Raw genomic sequence first — 26,477 nt, 5'->3', positions numbered from 1 at the left:
GGAGTGCCACGCGGCTCGTCAAGTGTCGCGCGGGGGCGCCCAATTCGCCCCTTGGTTGCGGTTTCTCGTCTTGACCGGTCCCGCCTGGCTGCCTTAGCGTAACGATGTTCAGGGATATAGACGCGGATCAGAATTGTGTACGCACAGGGAGTGCCCGTGACCTCAGCCCCGCTCGCCGACCGACTCGACGGCCTGCTCTTCTTTCCCGTCACCGCGTACGGACCGGACGGCGAACTCGACCTCCACGTGTTCCGCGCTCATGTACGTGACGGCATCGAGAACGGCGCCGCCGCGGTCTTCGCCTGCTGCGGCACCGGGGAGTTCCACGCCCTGACGCCGGAGGAGTTCCGGTTGTGCGTCGCCGCCGCCGTGGACGAGGCGGCGGGCCGCGTTCCTGTCGTAGCGGGCGCCGGATACGGCACGGCCCTCGCGATCCAGTACGCGAAGGCCGCCGAGGCGGCGGGCGCCGACGGGCTGCTCGCCATGCCCCCGTACCTCGTCGTCGCCGACCAGCAGGGGCTCCTGCGCCACTACGCCGCGCTGGCCGGGGCCACCTCCCTCGACGTCATCGTCTACCAGCGCGACAACGCGGTCTTCACCCCGGAGACCGTCGTCGGGCTCGCCCAGGTGCCCGGCATCATCGGGCTCAAGGACGGTCATGGCGACCTCGATCTGATGCAGCGCATCGTCGGCGCCGTACGCCGCGCACTTCCGGGCCACCCCTTCCTGTACTTCAACGGCCTGCCCACGGCGGAGCTCACCGGCCTCGCCTACCGCGGCATCGGCGTCACCCTCTACTCCTCCGCCGTCTTCTGCTTCGCCCCCGACATCGCCCTCGCCTTCCACCGGGCCCTCAACACCGGCGACGACGACACCGCGAACCGCCTCCTCGACGGCTTCTTCGCCCCGCTCGTCGAACTGCGCAACCTGGGCCGCGGATACGCCGTGTCGCTCGTCAAGGCGGGCGTACGGCTCGGCGGCCTCGACGTCGGCGAAGTGCGGCCACCGCTCAGCGAACCCGACCCGGCCCACGTCAAGTTGCTGGCGGAGCTGATCGAGCGCGGCCGCGTGCTGATCGGGGAGCGCGCGTGAAGGCCGCCGCCTTCCTCTACCCCTGGGACGTCGTCGGCGACCCGGACGCCGCAGCCCGCATCGCGGACCTAGGCGTACAACAGGTCACCCTCGCCTCCGCTTACCACTCGACCAGGGCCCTGACTCCGCGCCACCCGCGCCACCGCATCGTCACCGCCGAACACGCCGCCGTGCTCTACCCCGTCGACGAGGGCCGCTGGGCCGGGCAGCGCCTGCGGCCGTACGCCGCCGGGGCCTGGGCCCCCACCGCCGACCCGTACGGCGAGGCGGCCGAAGCGCTCGCGGCCGCCGGGCTCGACGTCCACTCCTGGGTGGTGCTCGCCCACAACTCCCGCCTCGGCGCCGACCGCCCGGACACCTCCGTCGTCAACGCGTACGGCGACCGCTACCCGTGGGCCCCCTGCATCGCCCAGCCCGCCGTACGCACGTACCTGACCGGCCTCGCGGCGGAAGCGGCCGTACGCCCCGGGGCGCATGGCACCGAGCTGGAGTCCTGCGGCTGGTACGGGCTGGCCCATCTGCACGGCCACGACAAGATCGCGGGGGTGGGGCTCGGGGACGCGGCGCAGTACCTGATGTCGCTCTGCTTCTGCGCGGTATGCGAGGCGGGCTATGTGGAACTTGGGTTCGGTGCAGGGGAGTTGAGCGGAGCGGTGCGGCGGGCGCTGGGGCCGGTGTGGTCCGGCGGGGCGTCCTCCTGCGGCGCCGGGTGGCCGGGCGTCGAGAAGCTCCTCGGTGCGGATCTCGCGGCCGTGAGCCTCGCGTGGCGTGCGCGGTCCGCCCGTACGCTCCAGGAAGCGGCCGTCGAAGCGGTACGGGCCGCCGCGCCCCCCGGCTTCCAAGTGCTGCTGCACGCCGACCCGGCGGCGTACCACTGCGGTGCGAACGCCGGTGTCGAGCCCCGGCACATCCTCGGTGTCGCGGACGGCGTGGTCGTGCCGTGCACCGGCGGACCGGAGCTGCTGGCGCGCTTCGTGGGGCGCGGCACCGGTGGTGAGGTCGTCGCCGCCAACCTCACCGTCGTGTCCGGCATGGGCGGCAGCCCCGCCACGCTCGCCCGGGACGCCGAACGGGCCGCGTCGCTGGGCGCGACCGAACTGCGCCTCTACCACGCCGGTTTGGCCTCCGACGCCGATCTCAGGCTCGTACGCGACGCCCTGCGGCCGTGAGTGCCAGGGCGGTCAGCAGCCCGGCCGCGCCCGTGGTGGCCAGCAGTGCGGCATGGTCCACGACCGCGATCAGGCCGGCGCCGAGGGCGAGGGCGAGCGCGTTCGGGGCGTAGACGAGGGTGTTGGCGGTGGCTGCCACGCGGCCGAGCAGTGCGTCCGGGGTCTCGCGCTGGACCGCCGTCAGTGCCGCGACGAGGACGCAGGGCAGGCCGAGGCCGACCGCGGCTGCGCTCGCCAGCACCACCGCGTCGTACGGCAGGGCACGCGCGGCCACGGCTGTCGCGAACAGTGCGATCCCTGCGGCGGCGAAGCGGCGCTCGGACATCCGCCGCATCAGCGGACCCGCCAGCAGCCCGGCGAGTACGGAGCCGACGCCCTGCACCGCGTACAGAAGGCCGACGTAGGCGGGGGAGTGGCCGAGGCCCCGGTCGACGACGGCGAAGATCGCGGCGCCGTTGAGGCCGGCGAGGAGCATCGTGGCGGAGCCTGCGAGTACGAGTGGTCTGAGGGCGGCTGAGTGCCAGAGGTGGCGTGCGCCGTGGGTGGTTTGAGCCCACCAGTTCACTTTCCCCTTGGGCCTGGCGGGCGTCTCCTCCTCGATGCCGAGCAGGGCGAAGATCCCGGCGGCGAGCGTGAACGTCGCGGCGTCGAGCAGCGCCACTGTCGCGCCGCCGAACTGGGCGAACAGGCCGGCCCCGGCCAGTGGCGCGACCAGTTTCATGCCTTCGCCCGCGGTCAGGCGGAGCCCGTTGAAGTCGCCGAGCAGTCGTTTGTCGACGGCACGGGCTATGAGGGCTGCCTCGGCGGCATCGTGGACGACGGAGTTGATGCCGTACAGGGTCAGTACGGCGAAGAGGATCCAGAGGTGTGCTGCCGAGTCGACCAGGAGGAGGGTGGTGAGGAGGACGGCCATGGCGGCGCTGGTCCGGATCAGGAGCGTTCTGCGGCGTACGCGGTCGGCGACGGTGCCGAGGAGGGGGCCGAGGAGGGTGGGTGCCCACATGCAGAACGTGGTCAGGGCGGCGAGGCTGTCCGACCCGGTGAGGGATTTGACCCAGATCCCGGCTGCGAGCCACATCGCGGATGTGCCGAAGCCGGAGACGAGGGTGGCGCTCAGGCAGAGGCTTGCGCTGCGGTCGCGCAGGACGTGCGGTGTTGTCCGGGCCATGGGCGGCAGCGTGGCATCTGAGGCGGGGGCGCGGGATCGGGCGGTTGCCGTAGGTGGGGGGATTCCTCCCCTGTGGCATTTCGGCTGCCGCCGCCCGGGGGGCCGACCCAGACCCCGCTCCTCGAACTCCCGCAAGGACTACGTCCAGGGAGGACCCCCAGGGGTTCAGCTACGCCGCGCGCCAGTACCCCAGCCCGTGCACCCGCCCCTTCGGCAGGCCCACTTCCTTCCGTACATACGACGTCAGCGTCCTCGTCGTCGCCGTGTCGCACGCGATCCAGACGTACACACCGGCCGCGTCCTCCGCGTCCTCCGCGGCCGACACCAGCGACGGCAGTGCCGCCTTCACCTCCTCCACCAGGTGCCCACCCGCATCCCGCCGAGGGACCCTCCGCAGCTCATGGCGTACCGGGTCGACCCGTATCGGCAGGTCGGCGTCCGACGCGTGCGACGTCTCGAACCAGATCGTCGCCGGCACCTCGGGCATCGCCGCCAGCAGCGAGTTGATCGCCGGAAGCGACGCCGGGTCGCCGATCACCAGCAGCCGCGACGGCCGCGGCTCCGGCGCGTCGAAGCCCGTGCCCTGGAGCGTCGCCTCGATCGTGTCGCCGGGCTGCGCCTTGCGCGCCCAGTCGCTCGCGCACCCGTCGTGCAGGGCGAACTCCAGGCTGAACGTCCCGGCGGCGACGTCGGGGTCGACCAGGGTGTAGGCGCGCTGGTGCGGCTTGCCGGCGTTCTCGAACCACATCCGCACCCACATGGTCGGGTGCACGCCGGCCGCGCCGAGCAGGCCGCCGTCCGTGAAGTGCAGGCGCCTGTAGTCCTCCGTGACCTGCTCCGCCCCGGTCACGGTGAAGGTGAAGTCCTTGCCGCGCAGCAATTTGAGTACCGCGCCTTCCCAGCCATGACCCACCGCAGATTCCTCCCCCACAGATCCGGGAATTGTTTCCCGGACAACTGTCCTTTAAGTTAGGTCAGCCTAACCTAAACCTAGATGGGGAACAGGAACAGAGTGAGCACCGAGGTCTTCCGGGACGCCTGGGGAATTCCCCATCTCCGCGCGAGCAGCGCACATGAACTCGCATTCGCCCAGGGCCGCAACGCCGCCACCGACCGCGCCTGGCAGATCGAGGTCGAGCGGCACAGGTCGCAGGGCACCACGGCCGCCTTCCTCGGCGCCGACGCCGTCGGCTGGGACCGCTTCGCCCGCCAGTCGCGGCTGGACGACACCGCCCGGCGCTGCTTCCGCAGCCTCGACGCGGAGACGGCCGCGTGGGTCGAGAGTTACGTCGACGGGGTCAACGCCGGTCTCGCCGAAGGTGCGCTCCGGGCGCCGGAGTTCGCCAGCACCGGGCTGGCCCCGGGCGAGTGGCAGCCGTGGACGCCGCTCGGCATCTGGCTGGCGACGCACATCCTCTTCGCGGGCTTCCCGACCAAGCTGTGGCGCGAGGAGGTCGCCCGCAGGCTCGGCGACGACGCCATCACCCTGTTCGCCACCGACGGCCCCGGCACCTCCGGAAGCAACGGCTGGCTCGTCACCGGCGAGCGCACCGCCACCGGGGCTCCGCTGATCGCGGGCGACCCGCACAGGTTCATCGAGGACCCGGGGGTGTATCAGCAGATCCGGCTGGCCTGTCCCGAGTTCGACGTGATCGGCCTTGCCGTCCCCGGCATCCCCGGAATCGCCCACTTCGGGCACACGAACAGCGTGGCATGGGCCATCACCAACGCCATGGCCGACTACCAGGACCTCTACCGCGAGCGGCTGCGTCGCAGTACGGACGGGGCCGGGGACGTCAAGGTGGTCGAGGCCCTCGGCCCTGACGGCTGGCGGCCCGCCACCGCCCACACCGAGACCATCGAGGTCGCGGGCGGCGATCCCGTCGAGGTCGAGGTGATCGAGACCGAGCGCGGCCCCGTCATCATCGGCGGCCCCGGCGACGAGATGGTTGTCAGCCTGCGCTGCCCGACCCGCGTGTACGAGGAGCTCGGCTTCGGCGCGCTGCCCGCATTGCTCCGCGCGCGGACCGTCGACGACGTGGACCGGGCGGTCGACCAGTGGGTCGAGCCCGTCAACGTCGTACAGGCCGCCGACACCGCGGGCGGCCTGCTGCACCGCGTCGCCGGCCGCGTCCCGCTGCGCCACCGGGACAACGGCCTGCGCGTCGTACCTGCCTGGGAGCCGGGCCACGCATGGCGCGGCGTACACGAGCCGATGCCGCGCGCGGACGTGAGCGGCGTCGCCGTCATGGCGAACCAGCGCGGACTCGCCGCGCCGCTCGGCGTCGAATTCGCACCGCCGTACCGCGCCGACCGCATCAAGCAGCTGCTCGACGGGTCGAAGTCCTGGTCGGCCCCGGACATGGCCGCCGTCCACACGGACACGCATCTCGCCTCGGCCCGCCCCCTGCTCGGCATGCTGTCCGGACTCGACGGACTCAGCCCGCAGGGCGAGCGCCTGCGGGACCAACTCCTGCGCTGGGACCGGCGGATGGAGGCGGACAGCACCGACGCCACGGTGTACGCCGCCGTACGGACTGAGGTGGTGCGGCGGCTCGCGGCCCATCCCGACCTGGCCGCGCTGACCGAGCCGGTGGCGGACCCCTCGTACCCGGGGGTCTTCCTGCCCTGGCTCGCGCTCACTCCCCGGGTCGGGTTCGCGCTGGCAACCCTGCTGACGACCGACCTGCTGCCGGGCATCGACAGGCCCGCGGCGGTCAGGGCGGCCGTCGAGGCGGTGGCCGCAGCCTCTGACACGCCGACGATGCCCTGGGGCGACGTACACCGCCTGACGCCGTGGCAGGCGGTCGAGTCGGCGCCGCCCGGGGGATGGCCCGGGCTGCCCGGCGACCACGACTGCGTGCTGTCGACGTCGAGCGTCCCCGGCGTCACCGACCGCTGTGCGCGCGGGCCCGCCGCCCGCTACGTATGGGACCTCGCGCGGCGCGAGGACAGCCTCTGGGTGGTGCCGCTCGGTGCGTCCGGCGTTCCCGGCGACGCTCACCACCACGACCAAATGCCGTTGTGGCTGCGGGGCGGACTCGTCCCCGTGACCACCGAGTGGAACCACCTGACCAAGGAGAACCATGACCCCCGCGACCCCCGTGACCGCTGAGCCGGTGTACGAGCAGAAGATCGAAGGCTTCGGAACGGTCCGCCTGGTCCCCGTGAACCCCGCACGCGACGCGGAGCTGCTCCACGGCTGGGTCACCGAGGAGCGGGCCCGGTTCTGGGGCATGGGCGGCGCGACCCGCGAGCAGGTCCAGGAGATCTACGAGCACCTCGACTCGCTGACCACGCACCACGCGTACCTCGCTGTGCGGGACGGCGAGCCGGTGGCGCTCTTCCAGACGTACGACCCGGAGGCGGACCGGGTGAGCGAGTGCTACGACGTCCAGCCGGGCGATTACGGCGTCCACCTGCTGATCGGCCCCTCGGGCGGCGGCGGCGCGGAGCGGGGCTTCACGGCGCACCTGCTGTCCGTGCTGGTCGCTTACCTGTTCGCGGACCCGGACCGGCAGCGGTTGGTGGCGGAGCCCGATGCGCTCAATGGCAAGGCGATAGCGCGTCTGGAGAGGGTGGGGTTTGCGCTGGGGGCGGAGGTCGTGATGCCGGAGATCGACCTGCCGGACGTCTTCCTGCCGGAGAAGCGGGCGCGGCTGGCGTTCTTGGGGCGGGGGGATTGGGTGGGCTAGGGGTGGGCGATTGGGTGCGTGTGCGGGTGCGGGCTGTCTGCGGCGCTATCCACCCCCCGCCCCTTCCCGGCTGTGACATTTGCGGCCCCCGCCGCGTGGGGGGGGAAAGCCCCCAGACCCCCGGAGGGCTGAATCTTCAGCCCTCCGGCGTCTGAGGAGCGGGGCTGGGTGCGGAGCCCCAGTTACGGGAAGGGGCGGGGTGGGGAAAGACAACTGGCCGCACCGCACCCGCACCGATGAGTTCCGGCCCGCGCCGCAGTCACCACTCACGACAGACGCCGCCATCCTCATCGCACCCCGGAGGAATCGCCATGACTGCCCAGAAGCCACTGTTCGACCTCGCACCCCCCGCCCGCCAGGTCGCCCAGCTGCTCGACGGGGTCAGCGACGACGCGCTCTCCGCCCCCACGCCCTGCGAGAAGTACGAGGTACGTCATCTCCTGGGCCACCTCCTCGGGCTGACCGCCGCCTTCCGTGACGCGGCGAAGAAGGAGTTCGGGCCGACCACCGGTACCGACCCCGGCACCGCCCTGCCCGTACTCGACGACGACTGGCGCACCCGGCTCCCGAGCCGGCTCGACGAGCTCGTCGACGCCTGGCGCAGCCCCGACGCCTGGGAGGGCATGACCCAGGCGGGCGGGGTCGACCTGCCGGGGGAGATCGCCGGGCAGGTCGCGCTCAACGAGATCGTGCTGCACGGCTGGGACCTGGCCCGCGCCACCGGACAGCCGTACCCGGGTGACGAACCCAGTCTTCGGGCGTCGTACGAGTTCCTGGCGTCGGCGGTCGGCGATCCGGGCCGGGACCGCATTTTCGGACCGGTCGTCGACGTACCGGACGATGCCCCGCTCCTCGACCGCGTCGTCGGACTCGCGGGCCGCAACCCGTCCTGGTCCCCCGAACGATAGTCGCGTCACCCCGCCCAACGGCCCGACAGGAACGTGATGGTGAGGACCGTCGAGAGCGGGGCGACCACGCAGATGTACGCCCCTTTCAGCCCGCGGCGTCGCACGCTCCAGCCCGCCAGGAGCACCCACATCGGCCACCACAGGAGGGTGGCGCGCGGGATGGACGTGTACCAGTACGACGTCCCGAGGGCCCACAGGCTGAGCCCGATGTACACGACCTCCGGCCACCTCCGGCGCCTCAGCAGCACACCGAGCAGTACGACGCCGACCACCATCGTCAGCAGCTCGGCCTGGAACATGACGGCGTAACCGGTGGACTGGGTGTGCGCGAAGGCCGCTTTCCAGGTGTTCTGCCACGTCTCCCAGGGCGCGTGGAAGTTCCGGTACCAGCCGCGTTCCTGGGCGTGGTTCCAGGCCATCCAGTCACCGGTGTGCGTGTGCAGGAACCAGGTGTAGAGGGCGGCGGGGAGGGCGGGCAGCGCCACCCACGGGAGAGATCGCCAGTGTCTGGGGGCTTCGGCAGTGACGACGAAGTGCACGGCCAGGGCCGCCGCCAGGAAGAGCCCGCTGACCCGGACACCGGTGGCCAGGCACGCCAGGACGCCCGCGAGCGGCCAGTTGCGGCGCTGGGCGGCGAGCCAGGCGGGCAGGGCGAGGGCCAGGAAGAGCGCCTCGGTGTAGCCGGCGGCCAGGAATACCGCACACGGCGACAGCAGGAAGAAGAGCACAGTGCGCTGCCCCGTGACGCCGTGGAGTTGCGCGATCCGGGCGAGGGCCAGGACGGCGACGGCCCCCGACACGAAGGAGATGAGCAGCCCCGCCACCGTCCAGTCGGGGATCACGGTGTGGACGGCGCGCAGGAGGAGCGGGAAGCCGGGGAAGAAGGCCTCCCTGTTGTCCCAGCCGTCCGTCCAGGGCCCGGCCCCGTCGGGGAAGTAACCGCTCTGGGCTATGTGCAGGTAGTGCCACCAGTCCCACTGGCCCCACGACGCCAGCGCCGGCTGTACGTCATGGGTCTTTGCGGTCGGAAGGGAACAGCCACCGCGTGCAGTAGGCGGTGGTCCAGACGCCGGTGCGGGTGAGCACGTACAACCACAGAACGTTCCGGTCGGTGGGGCCGGGCGAGAGCGGGCGCAGGCGGTCCGCGAGCCGCCGTCGCGCGGGCGGTCCGGTGCCTGACGGGCTTGTACGGGTGCGCTGTCCGGGCGGCCGCAGAGGCGTCGCGATGGTCATGGTCGAGCTCCTGGTGCGGGCATCGGGGCATACGGGATCGCCCCACGGCGGAAGCGGCGGGCAGGGGGGAGAGCGGCAGGCGTCAGCGGGGGACGGGGCGGGTCAGTCCACGGGTGGCGACGAGGACGTGGGCAGCTGGGTCGGCGTGCCTGACGGTGTGTTGGTGGGGGTGCTGCTGGGGTTGCCGTCGGGGGTGCTCGTGGGTGTGCTGGTCGGCGTACCGAGCGATGTGTCCGACGGCGTACTGGACACCGGAGGATCCGCAGGCGGCGTGGTCCACGGGGGGATCGAAGAGGGGAGAAGGGAGGAAGGGGCCTCCGAATGCATGTCGGACGGCGTGGTGGCCGGCACAAGGGGGCCCGTACTTCCGCCGGACACCAGCGCCGCCACAGCCGCCGCACCCGTACCGGCGAAGGCCACGCACGCGGTGGCGGCCACCATGGCCAGGCGGCGCCGCCGCAGACGCGTGCCGCGGGCCGAGATCACCGCTACCGGGAGGGGCTTCGTGTGCGCCTGCCCGGCGGCGGCCGCTTCCTTGAACGCGTTCCTCAACGGGTCATGGCGAAGGTCATGGGCGGGGTCATAGGCAGAGTCATGGGGCAGGTCATGGGGCTCAGGCACCGTAGGCCTCCTCAGCGCGCGGGTCCTGCAGAAGGTAGGAGAGCGCGGCCCGGCCCCGCACCAGGTGCGTCTTGACGGTGCCGGTGGACAGGCCGGTCTCGGCGGCGATCTGGGCGACGGTGAGGTCGCAGACGTAGTGCAGCGTCACGGTCCGCCGCTGTTTGGGGGGCAGTTCGCGCAGCGCCGACACCAGCGCGACCTGTTCGGGGCCGGGGCCCGCGACGTCGGGCGGGCTGCCGCGCCGCTGCCAGGCGTCCGCAGCGCGGCGGCGTACACGCCATCTGCTCACCGCCAGGCGCCAGGCCACCGTACGGATCCACGCCTCCGGTTCACCGGCCGCGTCGAGCTGGCGAAGCCGCCCCCAGCCCCTGACGAAGGCCTCCTGCACAACATCCTGGGCCTCGTGCAGATCGCCGAGCATCACATACAGCTGCCCGGTGAGGCGGGCGGCCGTATGCGCGTAGAACTCTTCGAACTCCTCGACGGTCAACAACCACTCCTGGATATCTCTTCGGTCTCATCAGGCATACGCCCGGGGCCACGCTTCCGGTTGACACCGGACGCAAAGAAGCAGAGTGAGGGCCGTCACAGTGGACGATGCGTCAGACACGCACTCGGACAACCTCGTTCAGAGTGATCACAGAGAAACCGAAAGCGCATACCATGCGGCCGTCGTATTCATGTCATCACCTCCGACCGAGGGGACTCAGCGTGCGCACCAAGGTCCTGCCTTCCCTGCTCTGTGTTGGGCTCATAGCCGCCACCAGCGTGCTGACCGGAACCGCTGCCTTCGCCGCGCAACCCGCGCCGTCCGCAGCACAGAGCGACGCCGCGGCCGACATCCGCGAAAAGCTGGAGCGGATCCCCGGACTGACTGTGGTCTCGGTGACCGACAAGGGCGGATTTCCCCTCTACAACCTGACCCTGACTCAGCCCGTCGACCACGGCGACCCCGGCCGCGGCACCTTCGAGCAGAGATTCACGCTCTGGCACAAGAGCGAGACCGCGCCGGTGGTCCACTACACCGGCGGATACGGGCTGTCCTCGAGCACCCGCGAGATCACCACGCTGCTCGGCGCCAACCAGGTCAGCGTGGAGCACCGCTACTTCAACACCTCCCGCCCCGGCGACGGCGTCGACTGGGACGACCTGAACGTCTGGCAGCAGGCGAGCGACGAACACGCGATCGTCGAGGCGCTCAAGAGCATCTACCGGGCCAAGTGGCTCGGGACCGGCGCCAGCAAGGGCGGAATGACGCAGGTCTACCACGAGCGTTTCTACCCGGACGACCTGGACGCCGTCGTCGCGTACGTCGCCCCGAACGACGCCAACAACCGCGACGACAGCGTCTACGAGAGCTTCTTCAAGACCGTGGGCACGCCCGAATGCCGTGCCGCCCTGGACGCCGTACAGCGCGAAATGCTGGTACGCCGCGCAGCGATGCTGCCGCGCTTCGAGGCGACGTCCAAGGAGCAGGGCCTCACTTTCAAGTACCTCGGCTCGGCCGACCGTGCCTTCGAGTTCTCGGTGCTCGACCAGGTGTGGAACTTCTGGCAGAGCGGCACCTACACCGACTGCCCCACCGTCCCCGACGCCGAGGCGGCCACCGACGACGAGCTCTACAAGTGGTCGCTGGACCACGGTCTGATCATCTACTCGGACCAGGGCAACGGGGCCGAGGGCAGCGGCCCGTACTACCGGCAGGCCGCGGCCCAACTGGGCTGGGCGGACCTGAAGTTCAAGCACCTGCGCGATGTCCGCAGCTACCCGGACATCTACCAGCCCAACTCGGTGCTGCCCGCCGACATGCGCACCTTGTACAACGGCCGCACCATAAAGGACGTCGACCGCTGGGTGTCCACCCGGGGCGAGCAGATGATGTTCGTGTACGGGCAGAACGATCCGTGGAGCGCGGAGCAGTTCAAGCCGAGCAAGCACGACTCGCAGCTTTACGTCGCGCCGAACACCAACCACAGTGCGCTGATCTCCAAGCTGACGCCCGAGGACCGGGCGAAGGCCGAGGCCACGGTCAAGCGGTGGGCAGGGCAGTAGGAACGGGGTTCCCGGAACGCCGGACGGGCCGGTCCTCCAGCCCGTCCGGCGTTGTCACTGGTCACCAGTTAGCGCCCGAGCGCCGCCTTCATCATCTTCTGGGCGATCGGCGCCGCCAGCCCATTGCCGCTCACCTCCGACCGCGCCGCCCCCGAGTCCTCGACGAGCACCGCGACCGCCACCTCTTTGCCGCTCGACTCGTCCTTCGCGTACGACGTGAACCAGGCGAACGGCGTCTTGCTGTTGGCAACCCCGTGCTGCGCCGTGCCGGTCTTGCCACCCACCTCCGCTCCGGAGATCCGCGCGTTCGTGCCCGTGCCGTCCTCGACGACCGTGACCATCGCACTCCGCAGTTGCTCGGCCGTGGAGGAGGACACGACCTGCTTGCTGTCGGCGTCCGCGAGGTCCTCCAGTGTGTTGCCGTCCGCGTCCGTCACCTTGGACACCATGTGGGGCGAGACGAGCTCTCCGCCGTTGGCGAGGGCCGCCGAGACCATGGCGATCTGGAGCGGGGTGGCCGTCACGTCGAACTGGCCGATGCCCGTCAGCGCGGTCTGTGCCTTGTCCATGCCGGACGGGTACACGCTTTCCGACGCCCGGACCGGCACATCCTGCTTCTCGGTGTTGAAGCCGAACTTCTCCGCCATCGCCTTCACCTTGTCCTGGCCGAGGTCCGCGGCAACCTTCCCGAAGACGTTGTTGCAGGAGTACTTGAGCGCGGTGCGCAGCGTCGCGTTCTCGCAGGGCGCTGAGGCGTTCTCGTTCTTGAGGACCGTCCGCGTGCCGGGCAGGGTGTACGGAAGTGGGCTGTCCGTCTTCTCGTCGACCGACCCGTAGAGCCCGTCCTCCAGCGCCGCCGCCGCGACGACCAGCTTGAACGTCGACCCGGGCGGCAGCGGCTGCCGCAGCGCCCGGTTGACCATCGGCTTGTCCTTGTCACCGTTCAGCTGCTGCCAGGCGTCGCCGTCCGTCGTCCCGCTGATCTTCGACGGGTCGTACGAAGGCGTGGAGACCATCCCCAGGATCTGCCCGGTCTTCGGGTCGATGGCGACGGCCGCGCCCTTCTTGTCGCCCAGGGCCTTGTACGCCGCCTTCTGCACGGCGGGGTCGATGGTCGTCACGACGTCGCCCGGCTCGGTCTGCTTGCCGGTGATGAGATCGGCCGGGTTCTTCAGACGGTTGTCGGTCCCGTCCAGGACATTGCTGTAGATGCCCTCGATCTGGGTGGCGCCGTAAGCCTGTGAGCTGTAGCCGGTGACGGCCGAGTAGAGCTCGCCGTTCTTGTACGTGCGCTTGTACTCGAGATCACTGCCCTCCGTCTTCTTCGATCCGGTGACCGGCGACCCGGCCACGATGATGTTCCCGAGCGGCTGCGCGTACTGCGCGATGGTGTTCCGCCGGTTGTGCTTGTCTTCTGCGAGGGCCCGGCCTTGGTACGCCTGCACCCAGGTGATCCGCACCAGCAGCGCGAGCACCATCAGCAGGCAGAAGACCGAAGCACGCCTGATCGTTTTGTTCATCCCGTACGGGAGACGAGCGGCGCGGCCGGGACAGTTCCGGAATGTCGCGCTTCTCAGGGAATCTTCATCTCGGCGCGCCCCTCGGCCCGCCTCAGCGAGGCTCGATGAAACCCGACTCGTACGCCCTGATCACCGCCTGTGTGCGGTCTCTGGCCCCCGTCTTGGCCAGCACGGCCGCCACATGGCTCTTCGCCGTCGCAGGGCCGACCCGCAGCCGGTCCGCGATCTCCGCGTTCGTCAGGCCCGTCGCCATCAGCCGCAGCACCTCCGCCTCGCGGTCGGTGAGCCGCGCCGCCCACGGCGGCGCGGCGGCAGGTTGGCGCCTGGCGTGTTCCGCGGCCAGGCCGCGCACCGCCGAGGGGAAGAGAAGCGAGTCGCTGCGTGCCACCAGCCGGACCGCCTGGACGAGGTCCTCGGCGGCGGCGCGCTTGAGGAGGAAACCCGCGGCGCCGGCGCGCAGGGCGTCGTACACGTACGAGTCGTTCTCGAAGGTGGTGACGACGACGATGCGCGGCGGCTCCTCCATCGCGCGCAGTATCTGCTCGGTGGCGCGGATGCCGTCGACCTCGGGCATCCGTACGTCCATCAGCACCACGTCGGGCCGCAGCTCACGCACCACCGACACGGCCTCGGCGCCGGTCGACGCCTCGCCGACGACCTCCAGGCCGTCCTCGGCGTCGAGGATGACGCGCAGAGCGGTGCGGACCATGCGCTCGTCGTCGGCGAGGACGATCCTGACCGGGGCACTCACAGGGGTGCTCATCGCCCGCCGCCGTTCAGCGGGAGGCGGGCCGTGAGGCGCCAGATGTCGCCGTGCGGGCCCGCTTCGGCGTGGCCGCCGAGCAGGGTGGCCCGTTCGGCCGCGCCGCGCAGGCCCCGGCCGCCCCCGGGGCGTACCACCGGGGCTTTGTCGGGCAGCGGGTTCTCCATCACGATCTCCAACTCCTCGCCGCGCAGGGCGATCCGTAGCGACACCGGTGAGGCGCCGCAGTGCCGCAGGGCGTTGCTCAGCCCTTCCTGGACGATGCGGTACGCCTCACGGGACACCCTGTCCGGGGTCCGTACGACCGGATCGCCCTGCTCCGCGTAAGCCACCTTCACGCCGCTGCGGGCCAGCAGATCGTCCAGGGCGTCCAGCGTCGGCCCGGACGCGTCGTCGAAGCCCTCGCCGTCCTCCCCCTGCCGCAACAGCCCCAGCACCGCGTCGAGTTCGCCCACCGTGCGCCGGGTCGTCTCCTCGATCGCGGTCAGCGCCTCCCGTACGAACTCCACATCGCTCGCCGCATCGCTGTCCAGCACCCGGCGTGCCGCACCCGCCTGGAGCGTGACCGCGCTCAGCGCGTGCCCCACAGAGTCGTGCAGCTCGCGGGCCAGCCGGTTGCGTACGGCCAGATCCGCGGCCCGCCGCTCCGCCGCCGCCAGCCGGTCGGCGGGTGTCGGCCCGAGGAGTACAGGCGCCCAGCGGGCCAGCAGCGCCCCGGCCGCCGCCGCGCACGCCGCCAGCGCCACCAGCATCGCGATCCCGGCGACGGGGGAGAGCGCCAATCCCCAGGTGTGGTCGAGGACTTCGGGCAGCCCGAACCGGGACTCGCGCAGCGAGGAGAACACCGGCAGGATGATCAGCAGGACCGCCATCGGCGGCACCGCGAGCGTCATGCCGCTGATGATTCCGCCGATACCGAGATGCAGCGTGAACCACCCGGCCGTCCGCATCCGCGCCGCCCTCGACCGGGCCGGACCGTCCGCCAACTGCCCGTCGGGCACCGCGCACAACGCCCGCACGGCCCCCACGGACAGGGGCCGGGCGAGCGGGAAGAGCGCGCTGATCGAGGCGATCGGCAGAGCCACGGCGAAGGCCCCGAACTGCATGGGGAGCGAGGTGAAGACGTTCTTGTCGTCGGTGAACGGGCCGACCATGACGCTGCCGAGGAGGAAGTACGGCATCAACAGGGCGCCGCCGAGGACCAGATGGACCCAGCGCAGCCGGGCCCGCGCCCCGAACAGAAGCCTCACGTGGTGCGCTTCCGCAGGAAGGAGGCGCCCGCGGCGAGGACGACGAGACCGGTGATCATCTGCACAGCGTAGGTCAGCAGCATCAGCGTGGTGGGCCGATCGGCCGCTTCTGCGGCGGGCATCACGGCGGTGCTGAGCAGCCAGCCGCCCCAGCAGCCGAGCGCGCCCGAGCCCAGCCAGGCGAGCACCAGCGGTGTCTTGAGGGGGAGGCCGCGGCCGAGGCGCAGGCCGAGCATCAGCACGCCGGCCACGGTGACGGCCGCGAAGAGGACGTAGACGCCTTCGAGGAGGTGGAAGGCCGCCGTACGTTCGTCGATCCGCGCCTCGTTGAGCCCGGTCGTCGAACCGGCGGCCCACATCGCATGCGGTACGGCGCACAGCGCCGCGAGGACGGACGCGATCACCGCGGTCGCCCTCAGGCGGGGCCCGACCGCCGAGTTCGGCAGATCCCACACAGTGCCCCGCCACAGGTGGCCCCAGCGCTCGCGGGCGTACAGCGCGAAGAGGGTGCCCAGCGCGATGCCCTGGACGATGAAGCCGGTGTAGACGACACCGAAGACCCATTCGTCGAGGAAGGCTTCGCTCTCGGCCGGTGCGCTCTCGGCGCCGGTGAACACCTTGGCCAGCAACTGGAGCGGATAGCCGGTCACGATCGGCGTCAGCAGCCCGGTCGCCGCCCACATGGGCAGGACGAGCAGCCAGGCCGGGACGCGCCGCCCCCAGCCCTGGGTGAGCAGCAGCGCCAGCACGATCACGGCGGAGTCCATGACGACGGTGACGGCGTTGACCACGGCCATGGTGCCCGGGTGGTCGAGGAGGACGCTGCCCTCGGGGATGCCGGTGCGGCTGCCCGCGATCCAGGCGATCTTGAGGCCGAGGTACGGGACGCAGGAGGCGATGGCGGCGGCGCGCAGTGTCTGGCGCAGCGGGCCGACGGGGGCCGTGCGGAGGCTTTGAGGAGTGGGGACGAGCGCGGTTTCTGTCATGCCTCCACGCTCCCGGGCGGACCGCCGCCGCGCGTCCTGCGCGCCGACGATCCGTCTCCGCCGCGCGGCGGAGAACCCCCTCACCCGGGACCTCACCCGAGCCTCACCCGGGATCTCACTCGGCGAGGGCGAGAACCAGCTCGTCGACCTCCGTCCCGCGGCCGTTCGCGAAGCCGCGGTCGTGACCGGTGACGACGAATCCGCACTTCTGCAGCACGCGCGCCGAGCCGGTGTTGTCGGCCGCGGCTCGGGCGTACAGCGGCCGCTCGGGTACGAGTGCGAGAAGCCCGCGCAGAGCGGCGGTGGCCACGCCGCGCCCCCAGTACGCGCGGTCGATCCAGTACGTCACCTCGCGCTTCTCGGCAGGTCCGTACACCGCGGCATGGCCGGCCACCGCGCCGTCGACGACCACGGTGCGCAGGAAGATCTCGTCCGAGGAACGCATCCTGGCCCAGTGCGCGTCGAAGGCCGCACGGTCCGGGGGGTTCTTCGCGACGAACGCGGCGACCTGGATCGCCTCGGGGTCGCTCATGTGGGAGAAAAAGACGGGCACATCACTGTCGACGACCTCGCGCAGCGATACATCCATCGTCACGTCCCTCTCGGAAGAGGTCATTCAGAGCCTCCGGGTGGCGAGCGTGAGACGGTCCCGCGCGTCGAACAGCGCGTCCTTGACCATCTGTTCGTGCGCCGGCGTGAGCCGGGCGACCGGCACCGAGCAGCTGATCGCGTCGCGGGCCGGGGTGCGGTACGGGATGGCGACACCGAAGCAGCGCAGGCCGAGGGTGTTCTCCTCGCGGTCCACGGCGTACCCCTGCTCGCGTACGACGTGCAGCTCCTCGATGAGCTTCTCGCGGTCGGTGATGGTGTGCTCGGTCAGCGCGGGCAGCGTCTCCGGCAGCAGCTTGCGGACCTGCTCGTCGGTGTGCGTCGCGAGCAGCGCCTTGCCGAGGGAGGTCGAGTGCGCGGGCAGCCGACGGCCGACGCGGGTGAAGGGCCGCAGATAGTGCTGGGACTGGCGGGTCGCGAGGTACACGACGTTCGTACCGTCGAGCCTGGCCAGGTGGATGGTCTCCGTCGTGTCGTCGGAGAGCCGGTCGAGCGTCGGGCGGGCGGAGGCGACGACCTCGTCGCCGTCGATGTACGACGTACCGACGAGCAGCGCCCGTACGCCGATGCCGTACCGCGTGCCCGTCGCGTCCGTCTCCACCCAGCCGAGCTCCACGAGCGTGCGCAGCAGCATGTAGAGGCTGGACTTGGGGTAGCCGACAGCCTCCTGGACGGAGGCGAGAGAGTGCATACCGGGACTTCCCGCGAAGTATTCGAGCAACTCCACGGTCCGCACCGCGGATTTGACCTGTGCCCCACCCGAATCGGCAGTCGACATTGCCCTTGACCCCTTCGATTGCCCGTTAATAGAGTCCCAGCATATTCAGCATCAGGAACTCTGTTCAGAATATCGAACAGCCGGAAGGACGCCACGGTGGCAGCAGCACCAGTCTGGAGTGTCGACCCCCGAACCGGGAAGCCGCGTGAGCAGGTTGCGGTGGAGGCCACTTCCGAGGAGGTCGACCGCGCGGTCCGGGCCGCGCACGCAGCCCGCCCCGCCCTCGCCGACCGTACGGTGCGGGCCGCCCTGCTCCGTACCGCCGCCGGACTCCTCGACGAGGCGGGCCGGTACGTCGTCGAGGCAGCCGATGCCGAGACGGCACTCGGGCCGACCCGGCTCACCGGCGAACTGGCCCGTACCACCGCCCAGTTGAGTGCTTTCGCGGACGCCGTCGAAGAGGGCTCCTTCCTCGACATCAGGATCGACCACGAGGACGCCACCAGGACACCGCCCTGGCCCGACCTGCGCCGCTACAAGATCCCCCTGGGCGTCGTGGCCGTCTACGCCGCGAGCAACTTCCCGCTCGCCTTCTCCGTCCCCGGCGGCGACACCGCGAGCGCGCTCGCCGCGGGCTGCCCGGTCGTCGTCAAGGCCCACCCCGACCACCCCGCCACCTCCGAGCTCTGCGCCTCGGTGCTGCGCAGGGCCGCCGCGCAGGTGGGCCTCCCGGAGGACGTGGTGGTCCTCGTCCACGGCTTCGACGCGGGCATCAAACTGGTCAGGCACCCCCTCGTCGCGGCGGCCGGCTTCACCGGATCGGTGCGCGGCGGACGGGCGCTCTTCGACGCCGCGGCCGCCCGGCCCGCCCCCATCCCCTTCCACGGCGAACTCGGCTCGCTCAACCCCGTCGTGATCACCGAGGCCGCGGCGGAGGAGCGCGCCGAGCAGATCGGGGCGGGCCTCGCGGGCTCGATGACGCTGGGGGAGGGCCAGTTCTGCACCAAGCCCGGCTTCGTCCTGGCCCCGGCGGGGGCGGCCGGGGACCGGCTGCTGAAGTCCCTGGCGGCGGCCGTCAGCGACACCGAGCCCGGCGTGATGCTCGACCACCGGATGCGGGACGCGTTCGTCGCGGGTGTACGGGAACGGGCCGCCCTCCCGGACTCCGAAGTGCCGGTGACCCCGGGCGCGGGGGGCGAGCACACGGTGAGCGCGGGGTTCCTGACCGTACCGGCGCAGGCTCTGGCGTCACCGGGCCCGCACGACCTGCTCCTGGAGGAGTGCTTCGGCCCGGTCACGGTGGTCGCGCGCTACGAGGACCCGACGGAGATCGCCGCGGTACTGTCACGCCTCCCCGGCAACCTCACCGCCACGCTCCACTTGGCCGAGGAGGAGCTGACGGACTCCGGTGCCGGCACCGGCGCCCGTCTGCTGGCCGAGCTGACGCGGGTAGCGGGGCGAGTCCTGGTCAACGGCTGGCCGACGGGGGTTGCGGTGGCCCCCGCGCAGCACCACGGCGGCCCGTACCCGGCGTCCACCTCCACGTCCACGTCGGTGGGCGCCACGGCCATCGAACGCTGGCTGCGCCCGATCACGTACCAGTCGACCCCGGACCCCCTGCTCCCCCCGGAGCTCCGCGACGCGAACCCGGAGGGCCTGCCGAGGAGGGTGAACGACCGGCTGGGGTAGGGCAGGGGCCCCCGCTGCAACCGCCCAACGAGCTTCCGCGTCTCGTCTCTCATGATCAGAAACGCAACCCCCGCCGACCTCGAAGCGATCGCCGCACTGCACACGGCAGCCCGTGCCACGTACTACCGCGGCCACATCCCCGAAGAGGACTTCTCCGGCCCCGCCGAACTCGCCAGAACACGCGAGGGATGGGCCGCTGCCATCGCACGGGACGACGGCAGCGTCCTGTGCGCAGAACACGAGGGCACGGTCGCGGGCGCCGCAGCCTTCCGTACCCGCGACGGCATCATGACCCTCACCCAGCTCCACGTCGCCCCGTCCCACTGGAGCCGCGGCCTGGGCACCGCGTTGCACACCGCTTGCGTCGAGACCTGGCAGCGCACCGGCACCCGCCAGGCACGCCTGGAGGTCTACGAACACAACGTGCGCGCCCAGACCTTCTACGTCCGCCACGGCTGGCACCCCGACCCGGAGACGCCGCGCGTGGGCGCCCACCTGGTGCTGCTCCTCGACCTGCCGCCCGTATCGCCCGTGCGGCAATGATGCTCACCGTGACCAGCGTGCACCGCCGCGATCAGTGAGCAAGCACAGGGAGTGAGGCGGGAATGACCCGGCCGCGCGCAGTGTTGTGACCGGGAGCGGAGGCTGCCTCCGTGCCGTACGGGAACGCCTCTGACCTGGAGTGAAGAAGCACATGCGCGTCGAGATCTGGAGCGACATCGCCTGCCCCTGGTGCTACATAGGGAAGGCCCGCTTCGAGAAGGGGCTGGCCGCCTTCCCGCACCGTGAGCAGGTCGAGGTGGTGCACCGCTCCTTCGAGCTCGATCCCACCGGGCCCAAGGGCGTCACCGGCTCGGTGACCGACATGCTGGCCAAGAAGTACGGGCGTACGCACGAGGAAGCGCGGGCCATGGAGCAGCATGTCGCCTCCAACGCGCATGCCGAGGGTCTCGAGTTCCTCGCCGAGGGCCGGGACAACGGCAATACCTTCGACATCCACCGGCTGCTGCACCTGGCCAAGGCCCGTGGCCGCCAGAACGAGCTGCTCGACCTCGTCTACCGCGCCAACTTCGCCGAGGAGCGGTCGGTCTTCGACCCCGAGGTCCTCGCCGGCCTCGCCGTCGAGGCCGGGCTCGACCCCGGTGAGGCGCGAGCTGTCCTGGCGGACGAGAGCGCGTACACCGACGACGTGCGGGGCGACGAGCGCGAGGCCGCCGAGCTGGGGGCGACCGGTGTGCCGTTCTTCGTGCTCGACCGGCGGTACGGGATCTCCGGCGGCCAGCCCGCCGAGGTCTTCACCCGGGCACTGGAGCAGGCCTGGCAGAGTCGCACGGTCGCCCCGCTTGCCACGATTGGCGGCGCGGGTGCGGGCGCGGGCGTGGGATGTGACGCCGATGGGGTGTGCGGCGTATAAGCGTTGATTGGAGAGAGTCGGCAAAAATACGCAATGGACGGGGAGTTGGGGACGTAGCAGAGTGGGGGCATGAAGCCTCTTACTCTCACTGACGTGGTGGCCGCGGAGTTCGCGCCGGAGACGACGTACCTCAACACCTCCTCCATCGGGCTGCTGCCCCGCCGCACCGTCGAGACCGTCAAGGCCACGGCGGAGCAGAGCGCCACGGGCCAGGGCGGCGCGGACGCCTTCGACTGCGTGTTCGCCGCCCGTTCCTCCTTCGCACGGATCGTCGGCGTCGCCGAGGAGCGGGTTGCCGTCGGTACCGCCGTGTCCGTGCATGTCGGGCTGATCGCGGCCTCGCTGCCCGCCGGAGCCGAAGTCCTGTGTCCCGAGGGCGACTTCGCCTCGGTGATCAACCCGTTCGCGGTGCGCGGCGACCTCAAGATGCGGTACGTGCCGCTGGAGGAGCTGGCCGAGTCGGTGCGTCCGGGGACCGCCCTGGTGGCCTGCTCGGCGGTGCAGTCCGCCGACGGGCGTACGGCCGACCTGGCCGCCGTACGAGCCGCTGCCGCCGCCCACGGTGCCCGTACGCTCGTCGACGCCACGCAGGCTGCCGGCTGGTTGCCGTTCGACGCCGGGCTCTTCGACTACACCGTGACCGGCGGCTACAAGTACCTGATGGCGCCGCGCGGCACGTCCTTCCTCACCGTCACGGAAGAGGCGCAGGAGTCCCTCACGCCGATTCACGCGGGGTGGCTCTCCGGCGAGGACATCTGGAACAGCACCTACGGTCCCGTGGAGCAACTCGCGCGCACCGCCCGCCGCTTCGACGAGCCGCCGCCCTTCCTGTCGTACGCCGGAGCCGAGCACTCCCTCGCACTCCTGGAGGAGGTCGGCATCGAAAACGTGCGCGCCCACAACACCGCGCTCGCCGCCCGCTTCCGTGAAGGGCTCGTGCGCCTCGGCCACAGCCCGGTGCCCGGCGAATCCCCGATCGTCGCCACCGCGGGACTCACCGACAAGCTCGACGCGCTGACGGCGGAGGACATCGTCGTCTCCGTCCGTGCGGGCAACCTGCGAGCGTCCTTCCACCTCTACAACTCGACCGCCGACGTGGACCGGGTGCTGGACGTACTCGGCGGCTGAGGTCCGCCAACAGGTGGCGAGGGGTGGGTGGGGGGAACGGTTCCGCCTACCCCTCGCACGCCCCTTCCTCCTTGCACAACTCCTCCACCGCCTCCCTGGCCTGCGGGCACAGGTTCGCCTCGACCCGGCCGAGCAGGCGGTGGAGTTCTTCGCGCTCCGGCTCGTCGAGCCCGGCCAGCGTCGTCTCCTCCAGCCGCTCCCACGCCTGCTCGACCTGTGTCTTCAGCGCGCAGCTCGCATCGGTCGCCTCGACCAGTGAGGCGCGGCGGTCCGCGGGGTCGGGGGAGCGGCGTACATGGCCCGACTGCTCCAGACGCTGGAGCATCTTCGTCACCGTCGACGGGTCGAGGCCGACCGCCTTGATGAGCTCGGACTGCCGCACCGCACCCGCGTCCCAGAGGTGCATCATCACGAATTCCTGCCCCGGATAAAGGCCGAGGTCGCGCAGCAGCCTGCCCGCGGCGATGCGGTGGAGCCGTGCGGTCTGCGAGATCGCGAGACTGACGGGGGCGCCGACCGCCGCGCTCGGCGGCTCGGGACAGGCGGGGGCAGCCGGGTCGGCCTTCATCGGAACTCCTTCTTCGGCTCTCACGATCTCATGGACAACTTTACCTTGGTCGGCCAATTAATGCGTTACAGTGGCTCTCGTCGGATTACTTGGCCGACCACCTATCTCCTCGGGAGCTTTGCCATGACCACAGCGTTCGACCCCATCGACCTCTCCGGCACCCCGCTCGCCAACCGCATCGCGATGGCCCCGATGACCCGCAGCCGGGCCGCCGAGGGCGGCGTACCCACGGAGCTCACCGTCGAGTACTACGTCCAGCGCGCCTCGGCGGGACTGATAGTCACAGAGGGCATCCAGCCTTCCGTCGTGGGCCAGGGCTATCCCTTCACCCCCGGACTGCACAGCCAGGAGCAGACCGCCGGCTGGCGCAAGGTCACCGACGCCGTGCACGCAGCGGGCGGCCGGATCTACGCCCAGCTCATGCACGCCGGCCGCATCGGCCACCCGTCCCTGCTCCCCGACGGGCTGACCTCGGTCGCCCCCTCCGCCGTCACCCCCGCCGGGCAGCTCTACACCGGCGACGGCATGAAGGACTTCGTCGCCCCGCGCGAGCTGACCGCCGCCGGGATACGGGAGACCATTGCCGACTTCGCGGCCGCCGCCCGCAACGCCATCGACGCCGGCTTCGACGGCATCGAGCTGCACGGTGCCAACGGCTACCTGATCCAGCAGTTCCTCTCCACCAGCACCAACCTGCGCACCGACGAGTGGGGCGGCTCCGTCGAGAACCGCATCCGCTTCGCCGTCGAGGTCACCAAGGCGGTCGCGGAGGCGATCGGCGCCGACAGGACCGGGCTGCGCATCTCGCCCGCCAACCCGTACAACGACATGGCCGAGACGGACACCGAGGCCGTGTACCCGGCGCTGGTCGAGGCCCTCGAACCGCTCGGCCTCGCCTACCTGCACGCCGTCGAGGTCTCCCCGGAGCAGCGGGAGCTGCTGCTGGCGCTGCGCGCGAAGTTCTCCGGCACCTTCATCCTCAACCCGGCGACCGAGGGCCCGACCGACCACGGCTCGCTCCCGCTGGTCGAGGAGGGCGTCGCCGATGTGATCGCGTACGGCGCCCTCTTCCTCGCCAACCCGGACCTGCCGGCCCGCCTGCGGACCGAAGGCCCGTACAACACCCCGGACCAGGCGTCCTTCTTCGGCGGCGACCACAAGGGCTACACCGACTACCCGGCGCTGGCCGTGAGCTGATGGCAGCAGCGGGCGGGGCCGGTTCGATACGAACCGGCCCCGCCCACGTGTCTCGTCCGCCTCACTTCACCGGCGTGAAGTCCCGCGCCCCGATGAACGAGGGCCTCGGCACCGGCGCCGCGAACGGGTCGACCGCCGCGTTCTCCACGCTGTTGAAGACGATGAAGACGTTGCTGCGCGCGTACGGCGTGATGTTGTCCCCCGAGCCGTGCATCGCATTGCAGTCGAACCAGGTCGCCGAACCGGCCTTGCCCGTGAACAGCCTGATCCCGTGCCGGTCCGCCATCCGCGTCAGGGCGGCGTCCGAGGGCGTGCCGGCGTCCTGCATCTGGAGGGACCGCTTGTAGTTGTCCTTGGGCGTCCTGCCCGCGCAGCCCAGGAACTCCTTGTGCGACCCGGGCATGATCATCAAGCCGCCGTTGGTGTCGAAGTTCTCGGTCAGCGCGATCGAGACGGACACGGTCCGCATGTTCGCCAGACCGTCCTCGGCGTGCCAGGTCTCGAAGTCCGAGTGCCAGTAGAAGCCCGAAGCCCCGAAGCCCGGCTTGACGTTGATCCGGGACTGGTGGACGTACACATCGGAACCGAGGATCTGCCGGGCCCGGTCCACCACCCGCGGGTCGCGCACCAGCTCGGCGAAGACCTCGCTGAGCCGGTGCACCTCGAAGACCGAGCGCACGTCCTGGGACTTCGGCTCGACGATCGAGCGCTCGTCGGCCCGAACCGCCGGGTCGGTGACCAGCCGGTCCAGCTCGGCCCGGTAGAGGGGCACCTCGTCCGGGGTGATCAGCTGGTCGACGGTGAGGAAACCGTCCCGCTCGAAGCCCTGGAGCGTGGCGGCGTCGATGGGGCCCTCCGCGCCGGGCGCGGACCAGACGACCGGGTCCTGGCGGGGGACGGTCACCTCGGCGGCGCCGCGCGTGGGGTACAGGTCGGGGTGCGGACCCATGGTTCAGACCTCCTCGGTCAGCAGCGGGTAGACGCCGTTCTCGTCGTGGTCCTCCCGTCCGGTCACGGGAGGATTGAAGACACAGACACAGCGGAAATCGGTCTTGGGCCGCATGGTGTGCCGCTCGTGGCCGTCCAGGAGGTACATCGTGCCGGGCGAGATCCAGTGGGTCTCGCCGGTCTCGTCGTTGGTGAGCTCGGCCTCGCCCTCCGTGCACAGCACGGCCTCGATGTGGTTCGCGTACCACATCGACGTCTCCGTGCCCGCGTACAGCACGGTCTCGTGGAGCGAGAAGCCGACCTTCTCCTTGGCGAGCACGATGCGCTTGCTCTCCCAGGTGCCCGATGCGGCCTTCACATGGCGATCTGTGCCTTCAATGTCCTTGAACGATCGGACAATCACGGTGAGTTGAGCCCTTCTCTAATACGGTGGTCAGGCGGTCTCTCGTACGGACCGGGCCAGAATGCGCAGGCCCTCGTCCAGTTCCTCGGGGGAGATCGTCAGCGCGGGCAGCAGCTTCACGACCTCGCTCTCAGGACCCGAGGTCTCCAGCAGCATCCCGAGTTCGAAGGCGCGGCGGCAGACCGCCGTGGCGCGCGCCCTGTCGGTGAACTCCATGCCCCAGACCAGGCCGCGGCCCCGGAAGCTCACGCCGGCTTCGGAGTTCTCGTCGGCGATGGCCAGCAGCGCCCGCTCGACCTGCTCGCCGCGGGCCAGGGTCTGCTTCTCCATCTGGCCGTCGGCCCAGTAGGTGTTGAGCGCGGCGGTGGCGGTGACGAACGCCGGGTTGTTGCCGCGGAAGGTGCCGTTGTGCTCGCCCGGCTCCCAGATGTCCAGCTCCGCCTTGAACAGGCACAGCGACATGGGCATGCCGTAGCCGCTGATGGACTTCGACAGGGTGACGATGTCCGGCGTGATGCCGGCCTCCTCGAAGGAGAAGAAGCCGCCGGTACGGCCGCAGCCCATCTGGATGTCGTCGACGATCAGCAGCATGTCCTGGCGGTGGCACAGCGCCTGGAGCGCGCGCAGCCACTCGGCGCGGGCCACATTGATGCCGCCCTCGCCCTGCACCGTCTCGACGATCACGGCGGCGGGCTTGTTGAGGCCCGAGCCCTGGTCGTCCAGCAGACGCTCGAACCACAGGAAGTCCGGGACCTGCCCGTCGAAGTAGTTGTCGAACGGCATCGGCGTGCCGTGCACCAGCGGGATACCTGCGCCGGCCCGCTTGAAGGCGTTGCCGGTGACGGCGAGCGAGCCCAGCGACATGCCGTGGAAGGCGTTGGTGAAGGACACGACCGACTCGCGGCCCTTGACCTTGCGGGCCAGCTTGAGCGCGGACTCGACGGCATTGGTGCCGGTCGGGCCCGGGAACATCACCTTGTACGGCAGGTCGCGCGGCCGCAGGACCACGTTCTCGAAGGCTTCGAGGAAGGCGCGCTTGGCGGTGGTCGCCATGTCGAGGCCGTGGGTGATGCCGTCGCGCTCGATGTAGTCGATCAGCGCGCGTTTCAGCACCGGGTTGTTGTGGCCGTAGTTGAGCGATCCGGCTCCGGCGAAGAAGTCCAGATAGGTGTGGCCGTCCTCGTCGTGGAGGTAGCTGCCCTGCGCGCGGTCGAACACGGCGGGCCAGCCGCGGCAGTAGCTGCGTACTTCCGATTCCAGGGTCTCGAAGACGCTCAGGGCGGGAGGAGTGATGGTCACAGCTGTCTCCTGGGGAGAGAGGGGGGTGGGAAGTCGAGGGGGGAGCC

25 protein-coding genes and 1 pseudogene are annotated in these 26,477 nt (G+C 70.8%); 11 read left to right on the top strand and 15 right to left on the bottom strand.

Going from position 1 to position 26,477, the window contains the following annotated elements; all coding sequences use genetic code 11:
- Nucleotides 1-156: 156 nt before the first annotated feature.
- Entirely contained in the window at nt 157-1,092 is a 936-nt protein-coding gene (locus J7I98_RS00555; RefSeq protein WP_214914331.1) for a 5-dehydro-4-deoxyglucarate dehydratase, read from the top strand.
- The gene (locus tag J7I98_RS00550; protein WP_214914328.1) at nt 1,089-2,261 is read left to right on the top strand and encodes a hypothetical protein; all 1,173 of its coding nucleotides are present in this window, start codon (nt 1,089-1,091) and stop codon (nt 2,259-2,261) included. Before J7I98_RS00555 ends, J7I98_RS00550 begins: the two co-directional genes overlap by 4 nt.
- Here the strand turns inward: J7I98_RS00550 and J7I98_RS00545 are convergent.
- Together J7I98_RS00545 and J7I98_RS00540 are read right to left on the bottom strand one after the other, a co-directional pair.
- On the bottom strand, nt 2,230-3,429 hold the full coding sequence (locus tag J7I98_RS00545) for an MFS transporter (protein ID WP_214914325.1): 1,200 nt from the start codon (nt 3,427-3,429) through the stop codon (nt 2,230-2,232). The genes J7I98_RS00550 and J7I98_RS00545 overlap by 32 nt on opposite strands.
- Nucleotides 3,430-3,598: 169 nt before the next feature.
- Entirely contained in the window at nt 3,599-4,342 is a 744-nt protein-coding gene (locus tag J7I98_RS00540; RefSeq protein WP_214914322.1) for a siderophore-interacting protein, read from the bottom strand.
- Nucleotides 4,343-4,441: 99 nt separating this feature from the next.
- On the opposite strand from J7I98_RS00540, the gene J7I98_RS00535 reads away from it, so the two are divergent.
- The 3 genes from J7I98_RS00535 to J7I98_RS00525 all read left to right on the top strand — a co-directional run bounded on the left by J7I98_RS00535 (nt 4,442) and on the right by J7I98_RS00525 (nt 8,032).
- A complete protein-coding gene (locus tag J7I98_RS00535; RefSeq protein WP_214914320.1) occupies nt 4,442-6,544 on the top strand; it encodes a penicillin acylase family protein in 2,103 nt (700 codons plus the stop codon).
- Nucleotides 6,516-7,124 (top strand): GNAT family N-acetyltransferase, encoded by a 609-nt coding sequence (locus J7I98_RS00530; RefSeq protein ID WP_214914317.1) that lies wholly within the window; start codon nt 6,516-6,518, stop codon nt 7,122-7,124. The genes J7I98_RS00535 and J7I98_RS00530 overlap by 29 nt, the downstream gene beginning before the upstream one ends.
- Before the next feature lie 311 nt (nt 7,125-7,435).
- The gene (locus tag J7I98_RS00525) at nt 7,436-8,032 is read left to right on the top strand and encodes a TIGR03086 family metal-binding protein (protein ID WP_214914316.1); all 597 of its coding nucleotides are present in this window, start codon (nt 7,436-7,438) and stop codon (nt 8,030-8,032) included.
- Nucleotides 8,033-8,037: 5 nt separating this feature from the next.
- Here the strand turns inward: J7I98_RS00525 and J7I98_RS00520 are convergent.
- From J7I98_RS00520 to J7I98_RS00510, 3 genes and pseudogenes are all read right to left on the bottom strand, one after another.
- Nucleotides 8,038-9,265 (bottom strand): annotated as a pseudogene (locus tag J7I98_RS00520) (mannosyltransferase family protein).
- Nucleotides 9,266-9,367: 102 nt separating this feature from the next.
- Nucleotides 9,368-9,886 (bottom strand): hypothetical protein, encoded by a 519-nt coding sequence (locus tag J7I98_RS00515; RefSeq protein WP_214914313.1) that lies wholly within the window; start codon nt 9,884-9,886, stop codon nt 9,368-9,370.
- Nucleotides 9,879-10,376 (bottom strand): SigE family RNA polymerase sigma factor, encoded by a 498-nt coding sequence (locus tag J7I98_RS00510; RefSeq protein WP_214914310.1) that lies wholly within the window; start codon nt 10,374-10,376, stop codon nt 9,879-9,881. Before J7I98_RS00510 ends, J7I98_RS00515 begins: the two co-directional genes overlap by 8 nt.
- 221 nt (nt 10,377-10,597) lie before the next feature.
- Between J7I98_RS00510 and J7I98_RS00505 the strand changes: the two genes are divergently transcribed.
- A complete protein-coding gene (locus J7I98_RS00505; RefSeq protein ID WP_214914307.1) occupies nt 10,598-11,938 on the top strand; it encodes a S28 family serine protease in 1,341 nt (446 codons plus the stop codon).
- Between the two features lie 68 nt (nt 11,939-12,006).
- Here the strand turns inward: J7I98_RS00505 and J7I98_RS00500 are convergent, their stop codons facing one another.
- From J7I98_RS00500 to J7I98_RS00475, 6 genes are all read right to left on the bottom strand, one after another.
- The gene (locus J7I98_RS00500; RefSeq protein ID WP_214914305.1) at nt 12,007-13,458 is read right to left on the bottom strand and encodes a penicillin-binding protein 2; all 1,452 of its coding nucleotides are present in this window, start codon (nt 13,456-13,458) and stop codon (nt 12,007-12,009) included.
- 91 nt (nt 13,459-13,549) lie between these two features.
- Nucleotides 13,550-14,221, bottom strand: coding sequence for a response regulator transcription factor (locus J7I98_RS00495; protein WP_214914302.1), 672 nt, complete (start codon nt 14,219-14,221; stop codon nt 13,550-13,552).
- Nucleotides 14,218-15,471: a histidine kinase gene (locus J7I98_RS00490; protein WP_308377615.1), complete on the bottom strand. Its 1,254-nt coding sequence runs from the start codon at nt 15,469-15,471 to the stop codon at nt 14,218-14,220. The genes J7I98_RS00495 and J7I98_RS00490 overlap by 4 nt, the downstream gene beginning before the upstream one ends.
- Nucleotides 15,468-16,457 carry a hypothetical protein gene (locus J7I98_RS00485; RefSeq protein WP_214914299.1) on the bottom strand — a complete coding sequence of 330 codons (990 nt, stop codon included), beginning with the start codon at nt 16,455-16,457 and terminating at the stop codon, nt 15,468-15,470. Before J7I98_RS00485 ends, J7I98_RS00490 begins: the two co-directional genes overlap by 4 nt.
- Nucleotides 16,458-16,572: 115 nt before the next feature.
- Nucleotides 16,573-17,046, bottom strand: a complete 474-nt coding sequence (locus J7I98_RS00480; RefSeq protein ID WP_214915537.1) for a GNAT family N-acetyltransferase — start codon at nt 17,044-17,046, stop codon at nt 16,573-16,575.
- A 27-nt stretch (nt 17,047-17,073) separates the two neighbouring features.
- Nucleotides 17,074-17,844, bottom strand: a complete 771-nt coding sequence (locus J7I98_RS00475) for an IclR family transcriptional regulator (RefSeq protein WP_214914296.1) — start codon at nt 17,842-17,844, stop codon at nt 17,074-17,076.
- A 96-nt stretch (nt 17,845-17,940) separates the two neighbouring features.
- Between J7I98_RS00475 and J7I98_RS00470 the strand changes: the two genes are divergently transcribed.
- From J7I98_RS00470 to J7I98_RS00455, 4 genes are all read left to right on the top strand, one after another.
- Nucleotides 17,941-19,473, top strand: a complete 1,533-nt coding sequence (locus J7I98_RS00470) for an aldehyde dehydrogenase (NADP(+)) (RefSeq protein ID WP_214914293.1) — start codon at nt 17,941-17,943, stop codon at nt 19,471-19,473.
- A gap of 51 nt (nt 19,474-19,524) precedes the next feature.
- Nucleotides 19,525-20,016, top strand: a complete 492-nt coding sequence (locus J7I98_RS00465) for a GNAT family N-acetyltransferase (RefSeq protein ID WP_214914290.1) — start codon at nt 19,525-19,527, stop codon at nt 20,014-20,016.
- A gap of 151 nt (nt 20,017-20,167) precedes the next feature.
- Nucleotides 20,168-20,887, top strand: coding sequence for a DsbA family oxidoreductase (locus tag J7I98_RS00460; protein ID WP_214914287.1), 720 nt, complete (start codon nt 20,168-20,170; stop codon nt 20,885-20,887).
- Nucleotides 20,888-20,956: 69 nt separating this feature from the next.
- Nucleotides 20,957-22,015: an aminotransferase class V-fold PLP-dependent enzyme gene (locus J7I98_RS00455; RefSeq protein ID WP_214914285.1), complete on the top strand. Its 1,059-nt coding sequence runs from the start codon at nt 20,957-20,959 to the stop codon at nt 22,013-22,015.
- Nucleotides 22,016-22,061: 46 nt separating this feature from the next.
- On the opposite strand, the gene J7I98_RS00450 is transcribed toward J7I98_RS00455, so the two are convergent.
- Complete coding sequence (locus tag J7I98_RS00450; RefSeq protein WP_214914282.1) at nt 22,062-22,583, bottom strand: MarR family winged helix-turn-helix transcriptional regulator; 522 nt, start codon at nt 22,581-22,583, stop codon at nt 22,062-22,064.
- A 123-nt stretch (nt 22,584-22,706) separates the two neighbouring features.
- Between J7I98_RS00450 and J7I98_RS00445 the strand changes: the two genes are divergently transcribed.
- Complete coding sequence (locus tag J7I98_RS00445) at nt 22,707-23,780, top strand: alkene reductase (protein WP_214914279.1); 1,074 nt, start codon at nt 22,707-22,709, stop codon at nt 23,778-23,780.
- A 61-nt stretch (nt 23,781-23,841) separates the two neighbouring features.
- On the opposite strand, the gene thpD is transcribed toward J7I98_RS00445, so the two are convergent.
- From thpD to ectB, 3 genes are read right to left on the bottom strand one after another with little or no spacing between them, the layout of a single operon-like run.
- Nucleotides 23,842-24,729: an ectoine hydroxylase gene (thpD, locus tag J7I98_RS00440; protein ID WP_214914277.1), complete on the bottom strand. Its 888-nt coding sequence runs from the start codon at nt 24,727-24,729 to the stop codon at nt 23,842-23,844.
- 3 nt (nt 24,730-24,732) lie between these two features.
- Nucleotides 24,733-25,131, bottom strand: coding sequence for an ectoine synthase (locus J7I98_RS00435; protein WP_214899606.1), 399 nt, complete (start codon nt 25,129-25,131; stop codon nt 24,733-24,735).
- Between the two features lie 30 nt (nt 25,132-25,161).
- Entirely contained in the window at nt 25,162-26,430 is a 1,269-nt protein-coding gene (gene ectB, locus J7I98_RS00430; protein ID WP_214914274.1) for a diaminobutyrate--2-oxoglutarate transaminase, read from the bottom strand.
- Between the last annotated feature and the right edge of the window lie 47 nt (nt 26,431-26,477).

Source organism: Streptomyces sp. ISL-98 (genome assembly GCF_018614055.1).
Taxonomy (GTDB): domain Bacteria; phylum Actinomycetota; class Actinomycetes; order Streptomycetales; family Streptomycetaceae; genus Streptomyces; species Streptomyces spiramyceticus.
The sequence above is the reverse complement of the archived record's forward strand: the minus strand, read 5'-3'. Positions and strand labels throughout refer to the sequence as shown.